A 21,553-nucleotide genomic window follows, 5' to 3' on the forward strand; every position below is an offset into this window, starting at 1 on the left:
TAATAAATCTTATGGTTAAAGGTGTTTGACGGAAAATTTCGAATTTTCCAATGACACCGCTTCCCCTAATTGAGGCACTTCTCCGAGCTAAAGCGACAATATCGGCCTTTGGCCTTTACATGTTACATTTTATAACACAGTTTGTCAGGAAGTCCAGAATCTTTTTTAGAAAAAGAACTTTCTCTTGCAAAAATGTTAAAAAGCTGTAAAGGCTAAACTGTTACTAATTACCTATTATACAACCAAAGGTCAATAAAATCTACTTGTAATTTTCTACATAGGTACGAGTATTTGAGACTTCCGAACCGCGCCTAGCCTGCGCCAGCGCTGCTTTAGAGCGTTAATTCGGCAATTAGTTGAACTGCGGTCAATTCATGTCGAAAAAGGAAGACCGCTATCCGAGAACAGCCGTCCCCATGCGAACCACCATAAACATGACATACAGAAGAGAAAGTCCCATAAAACTGAGCCGCCATACGATGCGCAGCGATTTTCCCAGTTCCATCTTCCCTTTCCTGTCGTTCTGGTATCCGCCTATAAACCCGAAAACGATAAGAATGACCAGCAGAAGAAACCACAATCCGAACGAGCTTGAGAACAAAGAGTTCCACAGTGATGCGACGGATCCGAGCAGCAGGAAGGTCGTGAGATCCATAGTAATCCGGGTGGATTTTTTCTTTTCTTTGGTTACAATATATACGATTATCCATATCAGCACAAAGGAAAGAAAAGGGAGCATTGCGAGTACCGCATATATGCTGGACAATCCGTCTATGAATGAATCCAATCCCATCATCACCCACTTTGCTCCGCAGCTTTAATCAGCCGGTATACGGTTTCATGAGTGGGCATAGACATCCCGGCCCGCTCCGCTTTTCCGAGCAGACCACCCGTGATCGCCTCAATTTCCGTCGTCCTGCCCGCCGCGATATCCTGCAGCATCGAAGATCGGTTGACGGCCGTCTTCCGGCAAACCTCCAGGATTTCGTCCCATAAAGATTCTTCAACCGTTACGTGCTGTGTAAGCGCCAAATCCCTTCCTTCCTCGAAGAGTCTCCTCATCAGCAGCAGTGAGTCCGAAGTCTCAGGCAGCTTCCCGTTAGGAACACGGAGCAGAGCCGTCAGCGGATTAATCACCGCATTGATCAAAAGCTTGCTCCATATATGGCGCTCTATACTCTTCGACACAAAAACGTCAAATCCTGCTTGCTTTAAACAATCTTGAACCGTTTTCAAATTTATTTGCGGCGCCTTCTCTATATACGGTTCCGTTTCCTTGGCATGAATATGGCCGATTCGTATCCAGCCGCGGCCCGTATGGGCCACTTCCGATTGCGACAAACGTCTTGCCCCCTCCGTGGTCACGGCCTGGATCATGAAGGGACGGGCTTTCTCGCTGTCCAGCTTCTCCCAGTGGCCGATGCCGTTCTGCAGCGAAACAAGCCCCGCGCCTTTCTCCATGGAAGTAATCAGATAAGACGCCAATTCCTTCGTAAAAGCCGTCTGTTTTACTGCCAGAAGAATAAATCTTGCCTCGGATCGATCCGCGGAATTCAAACCGCTCACGGCATCCGAAAAAGCGAGTGCGGGGACTTCAGCCGTTAACTCCGTCCAGCCTTCCACACGGATTCCTTTCTTGTTTACGGCTTCCGCCTGTTCCCTGCTTCTCGTTACCAGGTTTACCCGGCAGCCGGTTGCCGCCAGCTTAGCCGCAAACAGCAGTCCCAGCGAGCCGCCTCCGACGACTTCTACCAGCATGGCCCCCACTCCTTTATCTTATTTTGCTTTCTACTCCTTATTCCTTGCTTACATGATTCGCCATTTTTCAGCCATTCACCGCAAGGCCGGCGGAATCCTTCTTGACGCTTCAAAAAAATAAATCCCCCCGGCAGTATACCGGAAGGATTCCCAGGAAGATTTTTAATCTATTCTCTCTAAATTACCGTTTGCGTCCATTTTGAACCTCGGCTTGCTCTCTTCCTCTTCTTCTACTAAAAAGGCCATTTTCCGGGCACGGTCCATAATTTGGATAAGTGCCTTATAATCATCGTTGACAACCCGGTAATCGGTTTCAACTTCATTGACCTGCTTGTTGAGCTGCTCGTTCTCTCTGCGGTATTTGGATAGTTCCTCTTCCTTCTCGTTCAAAGAGCGCTCCATCTGTTTGATATGGCGCATCAGATCCTGATAAGTCTGCTTCCACTGCCGCAGGAACCGGATTACCGCATCAATGGAAAGCGCCTCTTCCGTCACTTCACGGCCCGACGGGTCCAGAACGTCCAGAACGGCTAGCGAGGCTCCCCCGGAAATAGTAGAAACGGCCGCGTGCTTTTTGAGCTGCGCCCTTTTCTGCCGCTGGGATTTCGCAATGGAAATGGCGGCCTCGTATTTCTTGCGCACGAAGCTGTTCCACCGAAACCCGCATGCCGCGGCCGTCCGCCCGATACGCTCCCCCACTTCTTCAAACGCGGCCAGTTGAGTGCTGCCTTCCCGGATATGGCGCAGCGTTACCTCCGCCAGCATCAAATCATCTTCGTCGCTCCAAGCATCCTGCCTGATTGCCGTCATGTTTTACAATCCTCCTAACCTAGTGTCCAAAATAGATCACGTCCTACCGCGCATTCGACTTTCATGCCCAATCGGCCGGACCGTTCATAAGCCGGGCAGGAGATTTATCCTTGAACGGTTCCGCTCGTAATATCTCTATGCCCCTGGCAGATTTCATAGAATCTATTTGATACTATTTGGTATTTCCAATTTTTATGACACTCATACCTAAAAGAAGACCGGTTAAGAGACAATCGAGGGAGCTTCCTCCGGAATTGGCAATGCTTGTCACAACTTTTTAACAAAGGTAGACGATTGGATGTTTACACTACAGGGTATGCTGGGTATAATGAAGATTAGATTATTTCGCATCGTGGTAGGAGAGGGGGAAGTTTTCATGGATCGCATGTTCCGAGTTCTGGGTTTCTGGACTCTGGTGATCGCCCTGATGAGTCTGGCGGGAGAAATGTATCCCATGTCCATGTTGTTCTTTTTTCAAACCGTCGTATTCGTACTACTTGGCTATCTGAAGCTGTCGGAACGTACATACATCGTATTGTTCTGGGGCTATATGGTTATTTCGTTTACCGGATTCACGTACTGGTCCGTGTTCAAAATGCCTCTCTAATTACATACGGCGCTTGAGCAAAAAAGGTGATTCGCGATTGAACTCGCGGATCACCTTTTTTTCGTTGGATTTGAAGACATTCGCGTCCGCTCATCGCTAAACCGGTTTTGCTTCAATCGCGGATTCGGCTGTCTTCGCGCTCAAGCGTCAGCACCTTGAACAGCTCGCTCATTCCGTCACTGATGAGCAGCTGCCGGATCGCCCGGTTCGCCTTCGCTTCCGGGCTGAACGGATCCCGGCCGGCATGCTCCACGAGCCGGCCGAGAATGCCGCCGCGCACGAGGAACTCGCGCTGCGTCTCGTACCGGGCGACGGTCCATCCCGCCGCCCGGGCCGCCCGCATGCACACCGTGAAATCGACGTGCGCGGTGATATCCTTACGCCCCGCGGCGGCGTAAGGATTGTCGTCGGCGATATGCCGCCGGTAGCACATCAGCGTCCCGTTCATCCGGTGGGACGCATAGAGCTCTCCGGCGGTATCGCCGTAGTCCACCAGCAGCAGCCGTCCGCTGCGGATGCGCCCCGCGGCGCGGGAGATCCACTCCCCCGCGCCAAGATTCACTTCCGCCTGCTGCCCGTCGGCCAGGCGGATCCCCTCGCGGCCGAGATGCAGCGCGGCCGGGTGGTCTGCTCCGAGCGGCAACCACCGCTCGGTAAATCCCGTGCGGTCGTCCCATCCGACCGCACCGAATTCGAGCCGGCCGTCCCGGCAGCGGACGCGGTGCACCGGCATCGCGTCCGCCAGCTCGTTGGCGACGGCGAACACTCCGCCGCCGGCCGGCTCGGCGAGCCACTCCGCCTCCGTCAGGAACCGGAGGCGGTCCGCATGCTCCCGCAGCGTCTCCCGCTGCAGGGCGCGGTGGTACGCGCTCGATTCGATCGCCGTGATCGAAACGGACGCGTACTGCTCCGGGCTGCGGCTGCGCAGCGCGTCCAGCACGTGCCGGGCCAGCCGGCCCGTGCCTCCGCCGAATTCGACGAATTCGACGGGCCTGCCGGAAGGCACGCTTCCGGCATAAGCCAGCAGCTCGCCCGCGACGATCTCTCCCATCACGCTTCCCAGATTGGAGCTCGTGTAAAAATCCCCGTCCCGTCCGATTTTGGCCTCTTCGCGGCGGTAATAGCCAAACTCCGGGTGATACAGACAAATCGTCATATAATCCTGAAAAGGAAGAGGTCCCTCTTCTTCTATTTTTCTTTTCAAAATCTCGACGATTTCCGGGTGGCCGGCATCCGCCGCGGCTTCTCCGGCTCCCGAAGGAATGCCCCGATGACCGCTAAATCCGCTCATTTTCTCGCCTCCAGGAAAATTGTAGGGATAAAGACAAATAGAACCTGAATAGATATAATAGAAAAGGTAGAAAAGGAAGGGGATTCCCAGCATGTTCAAAGCATTCATTTCACTTTCTATAGCCATTGCCATTCCCGCCGTTCTCATATCCGGCTGTTCGGAGCGCGAAGCTGCCAGGGCCGCCGTCAAAGGCGCCCTGCACAAGCAGGCGGAGATGAACGCTTTCGCTTTCGCGGGCGGGGCCGATCTTCATCTGGACGGGCTTCCGGCAGGAGATTCGTCCACAGTGCCGGGGCAGCTGTTTTCGTTTCTCAAGGACAGCAAGCTGGAATGGAAAGGCGCCGCTTCCTTAAATCCGGTCCGATGGGAATCCGATCTCAAGGCAGCTTCGCGGAGCGGTTCGGCCGAACTGACGGTCCCTCTTCTTTTCCAAGATAACAAATTGTTTTTCCATATGCCACTTCTTAACCCGGATAACGAATATTTCGTGACACGGCTGGGGCTGCCGCCGGACTCTCCGGCTTCCGCAGGAGATAAGACGGGCACGGTTCCGAAAACCGCGGCTTCTCCCACGCTGGAGCATCTCTCCCGGCTTTATTCCGATTTGTCCAAGCTTCTGCAGGAAGGAGCCGACGAAGCCTGGTTTGAGCATGACGGGGAAGTCAAGCTGACGGACGGTTCGGCAGCCCAGTCGTACACGGCCTCCGTAACCCGTATGAACGCAGGCGCCTGGAATAAGAAGGTACAGGAGAAGCTCCCCCGTTTTCTGGAAGCGCTGAAATCAAACGGGCTTATTTCCGAAGCGCAGGCCGCCGAATTCGGGCGTTCGGCAAGCTCGTTTAAGTTATCCGCCCTGGTAAATGGACGGTCCTTGTCGATAAGGAAGGTTTTTTACGAAAGCTCGATATGGAATTTAAGTTTACCGGCCCCGGAGGGAATAAATCTTCCGCATCGGCCCAGACTTTCTCTTTCCAGCAGTCTTTCGATGCCGTTAACCAAACACCGGAATTTCGGAAGCCGCTGCCCCGGCAAACCAAGTCTATCGATGAAGTTCTCAAGAGTCTTGGCAGAGCCGGCAAACAATAGAGCATGCTGCTTACTTTCCGCCTGCGGGAGGTAAGTATTTTTTTGAACCCGTTCTCATAGAATGGGATAATTTCGGAATTAAAGGGGTCGCCACATGATTTTGAAAAAATTCTCCCTCACCTTCTGCGCCCTTCTGATCGGGACAAGCCTCCTTTTCGTTCCGATTTATGCGGAAAACAGGACGGAAGCGGAAAAGAAAGAAACCGAAGCCCTTCTGCAGAAAGGGCTGACGGTCCATGAAATTGACCGTGAAATCGCCCGTCTCGTAGAGGAAGACGTCAAGCTTGGCGGGCAGCTGACCGATACGGAGAAAAAGATCGCCGCCCAGGAAATCGTCGTTAAAGATGCGAAAAAACGGGCGGGTAAGGTCATCCGTTCCTATTATGCCGGCGAGCGTGAATCGCTCTGGTCCGTCCTGCTGTCGGTCCGCTCGCTGCCGGATCTGCTCAAAACGTACGAGTATTTGGACATCATCCTCGATCATGATCACCGTTCGCTGACGGCTCATCAAGACGCTTACCGCGAGCTGGGCGCCATGAAAACGAAATTGGCGAATCAACGCACCGATTTGCAGAAAACCAAAGAAAACTATCTTAAGCAAAAGGAGCGGATTCTCGCTCTTCAGTCCGAGCTGAACCGGGAACTTGACGCCAGCGGAAGAAGCGAACTGATTCTCGCTCTGATCCAGGAACTCAACGGGCGCTGGGAACAAGAAGGACTGCCATTGTTCCGCACTTATTTCCGTTCGCTGGCCGGCGTGATGGATTATTTCCCGGAACTGCTTACACCGGGGGGCAAAGACAGCCATTTGACCCTGGAACAGGGCGGCGGCAAGTTTCAAATGACCGATCATCAGCTTAACGCTTTCCTGCGCAGCAAAGACGGCAAGTTCGACGATCTTACGTTCCAGTTCAAACCGGACGGCGTTATGGCCTTCGGCACCAAAGACGATATGGACGTCTCCATTAAAGGCACCTATGAAATGGAAAAAGACGGCGACCAACCCGTCATCGCCTTCCGCGTGCAGGAATTAGTGTTTAACGGGTTTAAACTGCCCGATACAACGGGTAAGTCACTGGAAAAGGAATTTAATCTGCGCATTTATCCCAAGAAGCTGTTCTCCTTCGTTTCCGTGGAACAAATTACGCTGGAAGACGGGCTTTTGGCCATCAAGCTCGGGCTAAACTGGTAAACCGATTCCGTCCGCCGTGATCCGCCGCCTTGCAGGGCCAGTGTTTATTGCCCGAAAGGCCGGTGAGGTCCGTGGAAGAAGGGTCTTCATCGGGTGAACGTGAATGCGCCGGATACGAAAGCGAGGAACTGATTATGCAGCTCAAACCCGCACTAATCGTGGATTTCGCCCAAAACGGATCGGCGGCAGACTCCGCCCCGTTTGATCCCGAACTTAGAGAGATGGTCGAACTATTCGATCAGGATAAAGAAGTCTTTGTTTTTAACCGTGAGGAGGAGCTAAGGCAAGCTAAGGAGCTGGTCAGCCGGCACGGTTACGAAGCCGAGCCGATGAATCTCGTACTGCTTCCTCCCCATGCGGAACGGACGGGACATTTTTCGGATTACGGTTTTGAGAGCGGCGCCGGACACCTCTACTTGTACGAACCCGGCATCGCCGTCTTCCGCCTCGGAACGGGCGCTGTACAAGACACGGATGCTCCCATGAAAACCGCATCCGAAGCCGAGCCGGAGCTGGCCCAGCGGCAAATGGACGAATACGTGATCGCCCGGTTTCACGAAGCGGACGGTCTTCACTTCGTGGTTGACCGCCAGCATGACGAATTGATGGACCGGACGGCTCGGGCTTACGGCTGCACGGTGGAATTTATCATCTCTTGACTGATAAATGCCGTACCGGAAACCTCCGGCAGGCATAACGAAAAAGCGGCGGGGCTGTATGCCCGCCGCTTTTTCGTGCGCTACAGCAAATCGGCCGCCAATTGGGCGAGGTGAGAGCGCTCGCCTTTTTCCAGTGTTACGTGCCCACTGATTTCTTCCTGCTTGAATCTCTCGACCGCATAAGTCAAACCGTTGCTGGCCGCGTCCAGGTAAGGATGATCGATCTGGCCGGGATCACCCAGCAGAACGATTTTGCTGCCTTCGCCTACCCGGGATACGATCGTTTTCACTTCATGCTTGGAGAGATTCTGCGCTTCATCGATAATAATGAACTGTCCCGGTATGGAGCGTCCGCGGATATAAGTCAGGGCCTCCACCTGAATACTGCCGAGCCCGGCGAGTATTTTCTCGATATCGCCCGCTTTTTTCGTATCGAAGAGAAATTCCAGGTTATCGTAGATCGGCTGCATCCAAGGCCGGAGCTTCTCGTCCTTCTCACCCGGCAGGTAGCCGATATCTTTCCCCATGGGAACGACAGGACGCGCGATCGTCAATTTTTTGTATTTACGCTCGTCTTCCACTTTGAGCAGCCCCGCTGCCAGCGTCAGCAAGGTTTTGCCGGTGCCGGCCTTGCCCGAAAGAGTGACGAAGGAAACGTCGTCGTTCAGAAGCAGTTCCAGTGCCATCCGCTGCTGAGCGTTGCGGGCGGCTATTCCCCATACCGGCTCATTCGACATGAAGAGCGGTTCCAGCTTTTTGCCGTCGGACGACGTTTTGAGCAGCGCCGATTTCGAGGTGCCCAGCTCATCCCGGAGAATAACGAATTCGTGCGGGTTCAGCCGGTAGCCCAGATTCAGCGTAGGCACGCTCAGGAACCGGAACGAGTAAAACTCGTCGATGACGGACGGATGGACATGAAGCGTCGTGCAGCCCGCGTACATTTCGTGATCGGAAACGACACGGTCGCTCAAGTAGTCCTGTGCAGTCAGACCGAGCACATCCGCCTTGATACGGACGAGTGTATCTTTACTGACCAGGATGACGGGCCGCGGCTCGGATTTCGTCTGTTCCTCCGTCCGGTAATTAAGCGCCACCGCTATAATCCGGTTATCGTTCGTCACCTCGGCGAAGACTTCTTGCATTTTATTGAAGCTCTTGTGATTAAGCTCCACTTTCAGGCTGCCTCCGCTGTCGAGCGTAATTCCGTCATGCAGCCGTCCCCGTGCCCGCATCGCGTCCAGCAGTCTGGATACCATCCGGGCGTTGCGTCCGATTTCGTCGGCATTGCGCTTCTTGGAATCGATCTCTTCCAGCACCACGGCCGGAATGATGACTTCGTTATCTTCAAAAGAAAACATCGCGTTGGGATCCTGCAGCAGTACGTTGGTATCGAGCACGAAAATTTTTTTCATTCCCGAAATTCCCTCCCGAATCTGTAATGTTTACGGGGTTACCACGATACGGCCCCTGGGGAAAAGCTACAGGTTTACATCCTTTCTGCGGATCGGTACCCGGCGGTTACAGCGGTTACGCCAGCTCTCAGTGTCTTTCCGTCGTTCGCCCGCATACGCCGATTCCGCAGAAAACGGCATTTTCAGACAAAGCGCCAAAGTGACAAAAAGCCCGGGCACAAGAGTGCCTAGGCTTTTTTCATCGCTTCAAATACTTGTCCGTCCAGCTTGTCGGCTGCACGTTTGTCATACGTTTTCTCGAATTCAGGGTCAACGGAAATACGGGCGCCGTAGAACATCGCGTCGCGAACGGCACGGATATTCAGATCATAGCAGGCCAGCTTGAAGGGAACCCCTTCAAGAACTTCGGCCGCGGGCGCGGCTTCCGCGTAAATAGCGTGTACAGTCCCCGCGGCAATCATCGTAACGGTAGCCGACGGGTTCTTCTCCAAGTTAGCAATCAGACGGGAGCGCTTGTCAACAGCAAAGCGTATTCTTCCCGGGTCCGGCGCATATACCCACGAAATGGCATTAGCCGTAGGTGCTCCCGTTTCCGAGTCGATCGTATGCAGCAGGACGAGCTTTTCCTTTTGAAATTCCGCAATCAATTGTTCCGAGAGAGCTGTAATTTCTTCCGCCATGCCTGCAGCGCCTCCTGCATCATTTTAAATAAGTGCTGTTAGCGAACCAAGGCCCGCCTGATTTCATTATATCATATGGAAAAAGCTTCACGCTATGTACAGCAGCGGTCAGACACGGATTCACACTCCTTTAGCGACAGATACAACCATTGTATTCGTCTTCACAAGGAAGATATGTCACCCCTGTCTATCCCGGCATGAAAAGACCGCCCGTTATTCGTTATATTTGGGGTTGGAACCGATATCGGCAAGCAGGCGCTCGGCATGCTCACGGTCGAAAAAGACGGAATACTTCTCCCCCTGCCGCACATAGTCGATCCGCAGACGGTACTCATCCGCCTCGGTCTTCTCAAATTCGCTTACACCATGATCTTCCCGCAAAATCTCTTCAAAGAAGTCGATCGTTTTCCCTGCCGCCTCGTCAAGAGGTCTTGCATCGGCCACAATGCGGATTTGCAGCCAGTTGAACAAAGCGTCCTGAAGCGTCATAGAATTCGCCCCCCGGTTTGTAATCAGATGTCAGCCAGCATATCCTTACTGTCCTGTTGGTCCGGAATCTTTCTTCTTGCGCCGTCCCTCGACAAAATAACGGATCCGCAAAATCAGCATAAGCAAAATCGCAACGGCAAGCGAAGGGACAATCGGAATTTGCGGCCCGAGCACTTGGAAAAACGTAAGCATAAACGAACCCAGCGCAAGCAGGACGTAAACGATCAGCGCTTTCAATACCGGCAGTCTGCGTGTCCGGAAAACTTTGTTATACACGAAGGACATCATGATGAAGATAATGAGGCACGTCAGCCAAAAATTTTCGGCAAACCATTGGTACATTACGCTGCAACCCCCTTTGTATAGTTAAAAAAGAAGGGAAATAAGGCGAAGGAACACAAATTCCCGCTTATTTCCCTTCGTGGAAAAGATGGATTCAGTTATTACGCGTTGGCGTCAGCGGTTTTGCGTTGCTTTTCCGCGCGTTCACGCTCGTTCTTGTTCAAAATCTTCTTGCGAAGACGGACCGATTTCGGCGTGATTTCGCAATACTCGTCATCGTTCAAATATTCAAGAGCCTGCTCCAGAGAGTAGATTCTCGGAACTTTCAGCTTAACGGTATCGTCTTTCCCTGCGGAACGGATGTTGTTAAGCTGTTTTTCTTTACAAATGTTAACGACGATATCGTTATCGCGCGTATGCTCGCCAACGATCATGCCTTCGTACACTTCAGTAGCCGGCGTTACGAAGAGCGTACCGCGGTCTTCGATCGACATCAGACCGTATGTGGTAGCTACACCGTTCTCCATGGAAACCAGCACGCCTTCGTGACGGCCGCCGACACCCGCACCGGCATAAGGGCCGTAGCTGTCGAAAGCATGGTTCATGATGCCGTAACCGCGTGTCAGCGTCAGGAAGTTCGTCCGGTAACCGATCAAGCCGCGGGCCGGGATCAGGAACTCCAGACGAACGTTGCCGTTGCCGTGGTTCACCATGTTCACCATTTCGGCTTTGCGCGTTCCGAGGCTTTCCATTACGGCGCCCATGCTGTCTTCCGGTACGTCGATCAGAAGACGCTCGATCGGCTCCATTTTCTGACCGTCGATGTGACGGATAATGACTTCCGGCTTGGAAACTTGAAGTTCGAAGCCTTCACGGCGCATATTTTCGATAAGAATGCCGAGGTGAAGCTCACCGCGTCCCGATACGATAAACATATCCGGGCTGTCGGTTTCTTCCACGCGCAGGGAAACGTCCGTTTCCAGCTCGTTGAACAGACGCTCGCGAAGCTTGCGGGATGTCACCCATTTGCCTTCGCGGCCTGCAAAAGGACTGTTGTTGACGATAAACGTCATCTGCAGTGTAGGCTCGTCGATTTTCAGAACCGGCAGGGCTTCCGGGTTAGCCGGATCGGCAATCGTCTCGCCGATGTTAATGTCCTTAATACCGGCGATCGCGATAATGTCACCGGCGCCCGCCTGCTCGATTTCAACACGCTTCAAGCCTTGGAAACCGAACAGTTTCTCGATGCGCGCCTGCTTCATTCCGCCTTCGCGGGTCATAACGGCCACGGTCTGCCCTTGCTTGATGATACCGCGGTTCACACGGCCGATCCCGATTCTTCCGAGGTATTCGTTGAAGTCCATCAGGGTAACGAGGAATTGAAGAGGCTCGTCCACACTTTCCGTCGGATGCGGGATATGGCTGACGATCGTCTCGTAAAGAGCCAGCATATTCTCGCCTTGATTATCGTGATCCAAGCTGGACGTGCCCTGCAGGGCGGATGCGTAAACAACTGGGAATTCCAGTTGATCGTCATTGGCGCCCAGTTCGATGAACAGATCCAGCACTTCATCAATAACTTCGAGCGGGCGAGCGTTCGGACGGTCGATTTTGTTCACGACGACAACCGGAGTCAGGTTCTGCTCGAGTGCTTTACGAAGCACGAACTTCGTTTGGGGCATCGTTCCTTCAAAAGCATCGACGACCAGAAGAACACCGTCAACCATTTTCATAATCCGTTCCACTTCTCCGCCGAAATCGGCGTGTCCGGGAGTATCCATGATGTTGATCAAGTGGTCTTTATAGTTAATAGCCGTATTTTTGGCAAGGATGGTAATGCCGCGTTCCCGTTCCAAATCGCCGGAATCCATGGCGCGTTCCTGAACGGCTTCGTTATCGCGGAATGTACCGGACTGTTGAAGCAGCTTATCGACTAGCGTGGTTTTACCGTGGTCAACGTGTGCAATGATCGCGATGTTGCGGATTTTTTCTCTGGGAAACATAAAGGTAGGTCCTCTCTCCTTGGGCGCAAAGCGCTTTTATTGAATAGGCAAAGCCATGAAACTTGGCAAAAACGTTGTGGTACCGTATGTGACGCGGAAAGCCGCAAGCCGGAGCTTCGGCCGTTCCGGGGAACATGCCTGTCTGGGACTGCTTTGACAGCTTTGACAGCTTTGTAAACCGGGCGGTCTGCCGGGACAGTTGCGAGAACCGCAGAAGCACCCGACCGGGATCTGTTTCAAAATAAGCGCCGGATGCATTCCGACGCTACAACGTTCCGATTATACGCGATTGAACTTCTAAAAGCAAGATTTTTCGGCAGCAAAAGAGGTTTTATTCTCCTCTTTCCGCTCTTTACATGCTACCAGATTCTTTTACCCGATACGATCAGTACGGCGCCGGCCGCCAGCAGAAGTACGATAAACACGTAGATGCTCACCGTAAACACCAGGTTGAAGAGCAGCAGCACGACGGAGACGAGCGCGAGTCCGATGGCAATCATCCGCAGTCCGTTATCCCGGCTCTTTTCGAAATAAACGAGTTCATAGAGCCCGACCGCGATCCCGAAAATGAACCCCGGCCATAGAATGGACATGAGTCCCCAGCCGAACAGGCTGCACAGAAAAAAGAGGATGCCGTACGTAACGAGAACGCCGCCCGGAAAAACCGCCGCGGACGGTAATGTCCGGTTGAAGACGAGAGCGTGCAGCACAAGGCCGGGCAGCACGAGCAGCACAAGCGGCCACAAAAGCGCTCCGATGAACGTGAAAAAGCCGATTTTTCCGAGCAGCAGAACTAGAGCCACCCCGACAAGAATGATTCCCATAGATAACGGTTTGTTCGACATCTGCGATCCCCCTGTATTCGGACGATACCTTGGCGGCTTGCGGATCTGCGGATTGCCGGAATAGCGGGGAGGTTTCCTTATCGCCATCTCCGTATCTTGGAAGTCCGGCAGCCCGATCCTCCGCGTCCGCGGACAATTCCGCCCGGTATCGACACGCTTTTTATTTCCAGTTTATCGCAAACGGGAAATGCTGGCTAGAGCCAATCCTCGGGCGGAAATGCGGCCAAGCTATTCTTTTATCGATTCAAAAGAGGCGTCGTAGAGCCGAAACATCGTTTTGTAGCCGGACTCGTCGACTTTAATGCCCACGTCGAGTCTGCCCTTGATTTTAAGGGGACCTGACGTGTAGCGCAGCTTCGTCTCCTTCGGCACGAATACGATCATAATCTTGTTCCAGTACGTCTCGTCCCCGTTGTCAAAAGGGCATTCCGCCCCGGGCGCGGGAATGAGCAGAAACCAGTGCTTGTCGAAGGACAGGACTTCGCCCATAAACCCCCGGATCTCTACGCTTTTCCCGTTGAGATCCCAGAATTTGTTCGACGGCGTCGCCTGCTTCTCGTCGTCGAAGAACTCCGTCCACTTCAGCACGGGGGACGAAGATTTGGCCGGGGCCGCCGACGGCTTCGCGGCGGCCGAGGTCTTGTCCGCGGCGCCGGTCCCGGCGGACGCATTCTTCTGCGGCGGCGCGCTTGCCGCAGGAGCGGTCCCGGCGGCCGTGCCGCCGGAGGGGGCCGCTGCCGGCTGCACGGAGCCGCTTGCGGCTGCCGCGCCCGCCGCGGGACTCTGCCGCGGGGCCGTGCCGGGCGATGCGGACGGGGCGGCCGCTCCGTCCGCATCGGCGGAAGCCGGCTGCTGGACGCCTGCGCCGGTCGGGGCGGGCGTCGCCTCCGGGGCGGCGCTTCCCGCGGGAGACGCTGCCGCGGCCGGGGATGCGGCGGCGTCTGCCGGCGTCTGCGCGGCGGTTGCGGAGCCGAACGACTGCGCGGCAGGCTTCGGCGCCTCTTCTTTGCCGCAAGCGGCGGTCAGGAGCGCGGCGGCGAGAATCGTCAAGACCGTGCGGGTATAGTTCATCATGAATCTCCTCCTATATATTTGAATGGGATTGCTGTCCGGCCTTTACGGACAGCCTGTCTGCGGCGCTGCTTGCTGCCGGTTCAGGAACGGAACAGATACAGGGGGTCCACCCGGTAAACCTGCCAAGCCGGAATCGCCGAAGCGGCTATGCCGAGCAGAACGGCTCCTCCCGCCAGAAGCAGCTCGCCGGGCGCAAGCGACCACGGATCGATCTGGATTCCCGCGAAGTCAAACAGCAGAGAGCTTCCGGCCGCTCCGGCGCTATGGCCGAGCAGAAGGCCGATAAGCAGGCCTCCCGCGGTCAGAAAAACGCCTTCGCCGACAAGCGCCGTCCACACGTATCGTCCCGGCTTGCCGATCAGGCGAAGCAGCGCGACATCTTTGCGGCGTTCGCTTGCCGCCGCCAGCAAAGACAGCAGCAGAGTCAAAGCGGCCAGAAGGACGCAAAGGTACGTAACGATCTGCACGACCTGGGTTCCTTTATCCACCACATTGACGACATCCGCTACGGCCTTGCCGGTATACATGGCCTGAAGGCCCGTCATTGCGTCGTATTTGTTTTTGAGCGCTTGGGCGCCGAGAAGCGATTTCGGCTTCACCATGAGCGCCGTCACTTCGCGGTCGTGCTGCGCCTCTTCCCCGTGGACCGCCCAGGCGTAGTCCAGTGTCGTGAACACGGCACGATCGTCGGGAGAGTGCAGGGGCGGCAGGATGCCGACGACTTTGTACGAGAAAGCTTCATGCCCGTCGTGCTCGTCATGCCCCTCATGCTCATTGTGATCGCCTTGTGCGCCCTCATGGCCCGCGCCCGCACGCTCCCCGCTCTCTTTCTCATGGTGCTCCTCCGCATGCTCTCCCGCCGCTTCGGCGGAATGGACGAGGCCGTGCCCGCCCTTGAACGTATCACCCGCTTTCAAGCCGAGCGTGCGGGCGGCATGCGAGCCGATAACCGCTTCGCCTAGCCCGGCGTACAGGCTTCCCGACGCGAGCTGTTTATCTCCGTACCGGACGGCGAAATACCCGGCATCTACACCGACTATGGGATACCCGTTCAGATTATCTCCCGTCGTTATGGCGAAAACTTCCTCCGCCTCGGCTTCTTTCTTCACCTGCTCGTATATGGCGTTCGGAATATTCCCGGTCGGCGCCCCGATGTGATAATAGGTGCTCATCGCAAGCTGGGTCTTGCTCCCCTCCGCGCCCACCGTAATCTCGAAAGGACCGTATCCTTTCTCGGCGCCTTTCTCCACGCCTTCGTTCCACATCAGCACGAAGAGCAGCAAAGCGGCCGTCAAGGCGACCGAAATCATCGTTAAGATCGATAACGTTTTACGGTGAAGCGCATTGCGCCAGATAACCTGAAATACACTCATCCCAGCTTCTCCCCTTTCCAGCCGGACGTCCCCGAAGGTTCAGCCATATTCCCTTGCAAAATAGAGTCACGGCCAGGCCCGCCTGCCGAACGGACCGCTCCCTTCGGCGTGTACCACTCGTTAAGCTCCCCGATATGCGTCCGCGTCCGAAAACCGGCCGCCAGCTCAAGATCATGGGTTACGACCAGCAGCGTCGCATTCGAGGACGCGGTAAGCTCAAGGAGAAGCCGCATCACGTCCTCGGCCGTTTCCCGGTCCAGGCTTCCCGTCGGCTCATCGGCCAGCACGATTTTCGGGCAGCGGATCAGGGCCCGGATCATCGCCACCCTCTGCTGCTGTCCGCGGGACAGCTGACCGGGCAGATGGTTCATCCGGTCGGCCAGCCCGACGCGTTCGAACCATTCCGCTGTGAGTTCCCGTTTGCGGGATTTAGGCATTTTCACGGGCAGGGCCAGCTCCGCGTTCTGCCTGGCCGTCAGCGAGGACATGAGGTGAAAATCCTGAAAGATGATTCCGACCTTCTCGGAACGGAAGCGGTCGCGCTGGGCCTGGGATTCGGCATGAAGAGGCACATCGTCGACAGTTATCTGCCCTTCGTCCGGAGCGAGTACGCCGCAGAGTAGATGGAGCAGCGTACTTTTGCCGCTCCCGCTGGGGCCGATTAACGCAAGTTGCTCACCTTCCTCCACCTCCCATTCCGGAACGGATAAAATGGGGAGCTTCCCTTCGCCGGGCAGCCGGAACTGTTTTTTAACGCCTGTAAGCTTAATCATCTTGTATCAGCCTCCATTGAAAACGGACAGGAGCTTATGCCCCTGTCCGTCGGATGATGCCGGCACTGCTCCGCCCCGGCCGATTATTTCAGCTTGATCCGCTCGGAGAGCGCGTCCCATGTCAAGTTTTTGCCCGTAAGCTTGTTGAATGCTTCCAGCGGAAGATAGAGCACGTTGTTGTCGATGTTCGCTTGGAAGCCGCTTGCCTGGCCGTTCAAGGCCGCTGCCTGTGTATCGATATTTACGGAAAGATTGGTGCCGCCCGCGCTCAGAACGACTTCGCGAGAATCTCCGTTCCATTTCACTTGGGCGCCCAGCGTTTCAGCCAGCGCTCTGGCCGGATAAAGAACCGCACCTTCGCGGGTCACTTTGAATTTCGGGTACACATATTCGCTTTGCAGCTTGTCTGTCGCCGCTTTCAGATCGATACCCGCCACGGAAGCTACGGCGCGTGCGATCTCGGTGTTGTCGATCTGGCCTTTGACCTTCTCGGCGATAGGACCGTACGCCCATACGCCCACGTCGACAGCGGAATGTCCGTGTCCCGACCAGCCTACGAGATAGCGCTTGGACATCACGGCGTTAAATGCGCCTTCCTGCTTGTACGAAGAGCCGTCTCCGGCGAGAATGAATTTCGCTTCATCGTCGGTCAGATCCGTATGGCCGGTATATTTGGCTACGAGTGCTTTTACGTCCTCGACGGTTTTGGCGTTTTTAAGTTCTCCGCCGATCAGTTCCGACGATTTTTGCTGGTCGTCCCAAGCGTCCACGTTGATCTCATAAATATTGTCGCGGGAAAGCGACAGGCCGCCGGTTTCGTGATCCGCCGTTACGACGACGGATGTGTTGCCGTCTTTTTTCGCAAAATCCATGGCCACTTTAACGGCCGCGTCGAAATCGAGCATTTCCTGCACGACGGACGGCAGATCGTTCGCATGTCCCGCATGGTCGATGCGTCCGCCTTCCACCATCATCGTAAACCCTTTCGGATTCGCTGAAAGAATGTCGATCGCTTTGCTGGTCATTTCCGCGAGATTAGGGACGGTATTCGTGCGGTCCAGCACATAATCCACGTGGGAGTTTCCGAACAGGCCGAGCGCTTTTCCGGTTTTGCCGTCCAGCGATGCCAGCCCCTGCTTGTCGTACACGACTTTGTAGCCTTCTTTTTCGAAGTCCGGAATGATCGTTTTGTCCGTCCGCTTGCCCTTCTCTTCCTTGCTCAAGAAAAACTGCTTGCCGCCGCCGAACAGCACGTCCACATTTCCGTCGTTCAAATATTGGGACGCGATGGCGCTCTCGTTGTCGCGGTTGCGCACGTGAGAAGCGTATACGGCCGGTGTAGCGTGAGTGATACGAGCGGTGGTGACGAGTCCCGTCGCTTTGCCCGCCAGCTCGGAAGCTTCGATCACGGAAGCGAACGGCTTGGACACATCTTCGTTCGAAACGCTGATCGCGGCGTTGTATGTTTTATTGCCCGTTGCGAAAGCCGTTCCCGCCGAAGCGGAGTCGGTCACTTCACCGGAAACGATTGTGCCGCCGTCTTCCCCACGGTCCGCATATGTAGTGGCTTGTCCGACGAAGTAGGAGTCTAGCTCCAAATGATCTTTGCCCAGCTTATTTTTGGAAAACGTACGTCCGGCCGACACCTGGGCCGGTCCCATTCCGTCGCCGATCAGCACGATCACATTCTTGGATGCCGCCTTCTGTTCTTTCTCTGCTGCCGTTGTTCCTGCGGCCAGTGCGCCGCTTGCCAGTGTGAGTGGAAGAAGTGCGATTGCCGTTCCGGCAATCATCGAACGATGAATGATCTTTTTCAAAAGAATCCCCTCCGACTTTAAGTTCCCAACAAGTTTCATCGTACGGCTTTATTATTTCCGACAGTTAAAAGAAAGCGCGCAAGTTTGTTAAATTAAGGGGATACTATTAAGCCGATGTAAAAAGGGGATACTACCGGTAACCAGAAGGACAGGAGAACGGAGATGGCTACGAACCGGAAATCCAAGAAAAAACCGCTCTGGACCCGAGACTTTGCGGTGACCTCCCTTTCGAACCTGCTTTTATTTTTCAGTTTTCAGCTGCTCATCCCGACCATTCCGCTTTATGCGGCCGGCATCGGCGGAGGGCAGGCCCAGATCGGGCTTGCCATGGGCACTTTTACCGTCGCCTCTCTGCTGACTCGCCCGTTCGCGGGCAAAGCGCTGGACATGATCGGCAGGAGGCATGTGCTTTCCGCGGGGCTCGCCCTGTGCGGGCTGGCCGTGCTCGGTTATTCGACAGCCGCCGTTGTCGCTATGCTGCTCGCGCTCCGTTTTATTCACGGAATCGGCTGGGGAATTTCCACCACCTCGCTCGGGACGGTGATTTCGGATATCGTCCCTTCCGAGCGCCGGGGCGAAGGGATGGGCATTTACGGATTGTCCAATACGATGGCAATGGCCTTGGCCCCCTTGACGGGCCTCTGGATCGCCGCGGAGTACGGTTTTCACCCGTTGTTCATTTTCTCCACCGTCCTCGCTTTCTCGGCTTTGCTGCTCTCCCTTTTTATCCGTTCGGAGCGTAAAAAAACACTCGCCTCTTCCGGCCCCTTCTCCTGGCGCGGGTTCCGCAAGGGGCTGATCGAACCGGGGGCGCTGCTTCCTTCCCTTCTGCTGTTTTGTACGGCCGTCTGCTACGGCGGAATCGTCACTTTCCTCACCCTGTTCGGTAAAGAAGCCGGTATCGGCAACGTCGGCTGGTTCTTCGTCTGCAATGCGGCGATGCTGCTGATCACCCGTCCGCTGACGGGACTGGTCTATGACCGCAAGGGGCCCGCGTGGGTGCTGTTTCCGGGCGCCTTCTTTACCGGCGCGGGTCTGTGGCTGCTCTCCTACGCCCATTCCGCCTCGTCGCTTGCCGCAGCCGCGGCTGTCTTCGGCGCGGGGTTCGGCTCCGTGCAGCCGGCCCTGCTGGCGTGGACGATCGACCGGACGGCGCCGTCCAGGAGGGGAGCGGCCAACGGCACGTTCTACTCCGCCAACGATCTGGGCATCGGGACCGGCTCGATCCTGCTCGGCGCCTTCGCTTCCCTTGTCGGCAGCTACGGGGCCGCCTACCGCTGGTCCGTTCTGCTGATCGTGCTGCTGATCGTCATTTACAGCGTCTATCTGCTGCTGACACGGCGCAAAAGCGCGCAGCTTAAAGCGGCTTAAAGCAGCTCAAGGCGGCTCAAGGCAGCTTAACCCAGACACCCGGCACCGGACGCACGCCGCGCAAAAACAAAACACCTCACAATCCCGCGCAGGCAGGGCCCCGGTCCACGATGCGAGGTCACATGCCGTCCGTCCACCATGTGCGCTACGTTCACCGCAAGCTGACGCTACGTTCACCGCAAGCTGCAAGCTTGCCAGATTACTCGAGCCCAAATAAAAACCGCCGCTACTCCGGGAGTAACGGCGGTTTTTGGTGCGCGAGGCGGGTTCAGCGGCCGGGATGCAAATGCAGCAGGCTTGCCCGCAGTCTACTTGCTTCGGGCCGAAATAATTTCTTCCGCTCGGCGGGAGCGATGTTCTTCCGTAATGGCCGGACATGTGTAACAGTAGGTGCCCGTCAGTTTGTAATACAGACAGCAGCGGTATTTCATGCGCACCGTTTTGCCTTCGTTATAAACGTCGGGCACAAGCTTGAAAGGAAGATCCAGCGGATGCCGGTCCCGGACTCCCGAACGTTCGAACCAGACGGGGTCCGAGCCCCCGACGACATATTCATAGTCTTCCCGGAGAAGATATTTAAGTTCTTCCGTGGAAGCCTTATCCATCCAAGTATCATAGTTTCTTTGCAGGGTTAATGCCGCGTACGACCACTGGGAGTGTTTATCTATCCCGGTCAGTTCCCGGAGCCGCTGAAAAACAGGCTTCATGTAAAAATCGAACAGGCTGCCGACCAATTGTGCCCGCCTCTCTTCCCGCGAAAGTTCCGGCACCAAAAAGGTTGAGGGGCTTCCCTGCAGATGTAGGTAGAACGATTCTCCGTCATACTGGATGGACGTTGAAGCCGGATCCAGCGGCAATGCGATGTTATGGTGCGACATGGCGTGAAGAAAAGCGGCCGGAATCAGGCTCAGGTAGCTCGATAGAGTGGCGCCGATTGCGCGAAGGTGTTCGCTTTTATATACGTCCTTGTAATGCCCGATTATTTCCTCCAAGCCTTCCTGCAAAAAATCGCTTCCTCCGGTCGTATTCTCAAGGAGTTTCTCTCCGCCTAGAAGGACACGAAACTGTTTGGCATAAAATTCCCGGAATTTTGCCGGATCTTCCGTCCATACGTGACTGTTTTCCGTCTGCATTTCTCTCACCGCCTGTAAAATCAGCCTGCCGGGTCGGCAGTGCCTTGTCTTCACTATTTTCATGAAAATGAGAACCGTTATCAATTGTGTCCATCTTACCATATCGCATCCCGCATGAAAAGACCGGCCCCAAAGGACCGGCCGATAGAATGATCAGACTCCGCAGACGCCTTAGAAAAGCAGGCCGGACTGCGATGCCGTGTCAGAACACGGTTTTTCTTTTGGCCGGAAGCAGCCATTTTTTCAAGAGACCGATGCCTACGACCAGAACGGCCCCCAGCCACGGAACCGGCCAATGCGGCCATTCCCCGAGAAGCCAGCCGCTCAGCTTCGCATCGCTGAGGAACATCTCTCCGGCGGTAAAACCCAGAACGGCCGCCCCCATGTAAATGAGTACCGGCATCTTTTCCAGAAGCTCCACGACAACGGCGCTTCCCCAGATGATGATGGGGATGCTCAGGCCGATCCCCAGGATCAGAATGGTCAGATTATTCCCGGCAGCGGCGGCAATCGCCAGCACATTGTCCAAACTCATGACGAAATCGGCCGCGATGATCGTCCAGACCGCCTTCGACAGGGTGCTGGCCTGCGGGACGGACGAATGGGCATCGTTGTCCATCAGCAGCTTCACGGCAATCCAGAGCAGGAATACCGAGCCTGCCGCCTGGATAAAGGGGATTTTCAGAACGCCCACGGCGATAATGGTCAAAATGAGCCGCAGGGCGATCGCGCCGAACGCTCCCCACCAGACGGCCTGCCTGCGCTGCGCGGCCGGCAGATTTTTGCTTGCCATCGCGATGACGACGGCGTTGTCTCCACTGAGTACGATGTTGATCAGCATGATTTGCAGAAACAGTCCCAGCTGTTCGAGCACACCGCTTCTCCCCTTCCGCTTCAG

At 55.3% G+C, this 21,553-nt stretch carries 21 protein-coding genes; 5 read left to right on the forward strand and 16 right to left on the reverse strand.

The window, feature by feature from the left end; all coding sequences use genetic code 11:
* Nucleotides 1-394: 394 nt before the first annotated feature.
* The 3 genes from KVT34_RS07195 to KVT34_RS07205 all read right to left on the reverse strand — a co-directional run bounded on the left by KVT34_RS07195 (nucleotide 395) and on the right by KVT34_RS07205 (nucleotide 2,568).
* Nucleotides 395-796 carry a DUF3397 domain-containing protein gene (locus KVT34_RS07195; protein ID WP_217558522.1) on the reverse strand — a complete coding sequence of 134 codons (402 nt, stop codon included), beginning with the start codon at nucleotides 794-796 and terminating at the stop codon, nucleotides 395-397.
* Entirely contained in the window at nucleotides 796-1,758 is a 963-nt protein-coding gene (locus tag KVT34_RS07200; RefSeq protein WP_217557909.1) for a ketopantoate reductase family protein, read from the reverse strand. The genes KVT34_RS07195 and KVT34_RS07200 overlap by 1 nt, the downstream gene beginning before the upstream one ends.
* 162 nt (nucleotides 1,759-1,920) lie before the next feature.
* Complete coding sequence (locus tag KVT34_RS07205; protein WP_217557911.1) at nucleotides 1,921-2,568, reverse strand: RsfA family transcriptional regulator; 648 nt, start codon at nucleotides 2,566-2,568, stop codon at nucleotides 1,921-1,923.
* Between the two features lie 376 nt (nucleotides 2,569-2,944).
* On the opposite strand from KVT34_RS07205, the gene KVT34_RS07210 reads away from it, so the two are divergent.
* Nucleotides 2,945-3,175 (forward strand): DUF2626 domain-containing protein, encoded by a 231-nt coding sequence (locus KVT34_RS07210; protein WP_009671348.1) that lies wholly within the window; start codon nucleotides 2,945-2,947, stop codon nucleotides 3,173-3,175.
* Between the two features lie 112 nt (nucleotides 3,176-3,287).
* Here the strand turns inward: KVT34_RS07210 and KVT34_RS07215 are convergent, their stop codons facing one another.
* A complete protein-coding gene (locus tag KVT34_RS07215) occupies nucleotides 3,288-4,466 on the reverse strand; it encodes a class I SAM-dependent methyltransferase (protein WP_217557912.1) in 1,179 nt (392 codons plus the stop codon).
* 91 nt (nucleotides 4,467-4,557) lie between these two features.
* Here KVT34_RS07215 and KVT34_RS07220 point away from each other — a divergent pair, with 91 nt between their 5' ends.
* The 3 genes from KVT34_RS07220 (at nucleotide 4,558) to KVT34_RS07230 (ending at nucleotide 7,403) form a co-directional block, all read left to right on the forward strand.
* Complete coding sequence (locus KVT34_RS07220) at nucleotides 4,558-5,586, forward strand: hypothetical protein (RefSeq protein ID WP_254634638.1); 1,029 nt, start codon at nucleotides 4,558-4,560, stop codon at nucleotides 5,584-5,586.
* A gap of 60 nt (nucleotides 5,587-5,646) precedes the next feature.
* Complete coding sequence (locus KVT34_RS07225) at nucleotides 5,647-6,744, forward strand: coiled-coil domain-containing protein (protein ID WP_217557913.1); 1,098 nt, start codon at nucleotides 5,647-5,649, stop codon at nucleotides 6,742-6,744.
* Nucleotides 6,745-6,815: 71 nt separating this feature from the next.
* Nucleotides 6,816-7,403, forward strand: coding sequence for a hypothetical protein (locus tag KVT34_RS07230; protein ID WP_309244071.1), 588 nt, complete (start codon nucleotides 6,816-6,818; stop codon nucleotides 7,401-7,403).
* An 80-nt stretch (nucleotides 7,404-7,483) separates the two neighbouring features.
* Here the strand turns inward: KVT34_RS07230 and KVT34_RS07235 are convergent, their stop codons facing one another.
* The 10 genes from KVT34_RS07235 to KVT34_RS07280 all read right to left on the reverse strand — a co-directional run bounded on the left by KVT34_RS07235 (nucleotide 7,484) and on the right by KVT34_RS07280 (nucleotide 18,151).
* The gene (locus tag KVT34_RS07235) at nucleotides 7,484-8,815 is read right to left on the reverse strand and encodes a PhoH family protein (protein WP_217557914.1); all 1,332 of its coding nucleotides are present in this window, start codon (nucleotides 8,813-8,815) and stop codon (nucleotides 7,484-7,486) included.
* Nucleotides 8,816-9,042: 227 nt separating this feature from the next.
* A complete protein-coding gene (locus KVT34_RS07240) occupies nucleotides 9,043-9,495 on the reverse strand; it encodes a pyridoxamine 5'-phosphate oxidase family protein (protein ID WP_042232411.1) in 453 nt (150 codons plus the stop codon).
* A 213-nt stretch (nucleotides 9,496-9,708) separates the two neighbouring features.
* Nucleotides 9,709-9,984 carry a hypothetical protein gene (locus KVT34_RS07245; RefSeq protein ID WP_217557915.1) on the reverse strand — a complete coding sequence of 92 codons (276 nt, stop codon included), beginning with the start codon at nucleotides 9,982-9,984 and terminating at the stop codon, nucleotides 9,709-9,711.
* A 45-nt stretch (nucleotides 9,985-10,029) separates the two neighbouring features.
* Nucleotides 10,030-10,326 carry a YlaH-like family protein gene (locus KVT34_RS07250; RefSeq protein WP_217557916.1) on the reverse strand — a complete coding sequence of 99 codons (297 nt, stop codon included), beginning with the start codon at nucleotides 10,324-10,326 and terminating at the stop codon, nucleotides 10,030-10,032.
* 101 nt (nucleotides 10,327-10,427) lie between these two features.
* The gene (gene typA, locus KVT34_RS07255) at nucleotides 10,428-12,269 is read right to left on the reverse strand and encodes a translational GTPase TypA (protein ID WP_217557917.1); all 1,842 of its coding nucleotides are present in this window, start codon (nucleotides 12,267-12,269) and stop codon (nucleotides 10,428-10,430) included.
* 359 nt (nucleotides 12,270-12,628) lie between these two features.
* Nucleotides 12,629-13,114, reverse strand: coding sequence for a hypothetical protein (locus tag KVT34_RS07260; RefSeq protein WP_217557918.1), 486 nt, complete (start codon nucleotides 13,112-13,114; stop codon nucleotides 12,629-12,631).
* 228 nt (nucleotides 13,115-13,342) lie between these two features.
* Nucleotides 13,343-14,188 (reverse strand): hypothetical protein, encoded by an 846-nt coding sequence (locus KVT34_RS07265; protein ID WP_254634639.1) that lies wholly within the window; start codon nucleotides 14,186-14,188, stop codon nucleotides 13,343-13,345.
* 80 nt (nucleotides 14,189-14,268) lie between these two features.
* A complete protein-coding gene (locus tag KVT34_RS07270; protein WP_217557919.1) occupies nucleotides 14,269-15,561 on the reverse strand; it encodes an ABC transporter permease in 1,293 nt (430 codons plus the stop codon).
* Nucleotides 15,558-16,334 (reverse strand): ABC transporter ATP-binding protein, encoded by a 777-nt coding sequence (locus KVT34_RS07275; protein WP_217557921.1) that lies wholly within the window; start codon nucleotides 16,332-16,334, stop codon nucleotides 15,558-15,560. Before KVT34_RS07275 ends, KVT34_RS07270 begins: the two co-directional genes overlap by 4 nt.
* Nucleotides 16,335-16,417: 83 nt before the next feature.
* Nucleotides 16,418-18,151, reverse strand: coding sequence for an alkaline phosphatase (locus KVT34_RS07280; RefSeq protein WP_483311429.1), 1,734 nt, complete (start codon nucleotides 18,149-18,151; stop codon nucleotides 16,418-16,420).
* A gap of 162 nt (nucleotides 18,152-18,313) precedes the next feature.
* Here KVT34_RS07280 and KVT34_RS07285 point away from each other — a divergent pair, with 162 nt between their 5' ends.
* Entirely contained in the window at nucleotides 18,314-19,522 is a 1,209-nt protein-coding gene (locus KVT34_RS07285; RefSeq protein ID WP_217557923.1) for an MFS transporter, read from the forward strand.
* 308 nt (nucleotides 19,523-19,830) lie between these two features.
* Here the strand turns inward: KVT34_RS07285 and KVT34_RS07290 are convergent, their stop codons facing one another.
* Entirely contained in the window at nucleotides 19,831-20,655 is an 825-nt protein-coding gene (locus KVT34_RS07290; RefSeq protein ID WP_217557924.1) for an IucA/IucC family C-terminal-domain containing protein, read from the reverse strand.
* Between the two features lie 202 nt (nucleotides 20,656-20,857).
* Nucleotides 20,858-21,529, reverse strand: a complete 672-nt coding sequence (locus KVT34_RS07295; protein ID WP_217557925.1) for a TerC family protein — start codon at nucleotides 21,527-21,529, stop codon at nucleotides 20,858-20,860.
* Between the last annotated feature and the right edge of the window lie 24 nt (nucleotides 21,530-21,553).

The sequence above is a fragment of the Paenibacillus sp. GbtcB18 genome (assembly GCF_019091125.1).
GTDB lineage: Bacteria > Bacillota > Bacilli > Paenibacillales > NBRC-103111 > Paenibacillus_F > Paenibacillus_F chitinolyticus.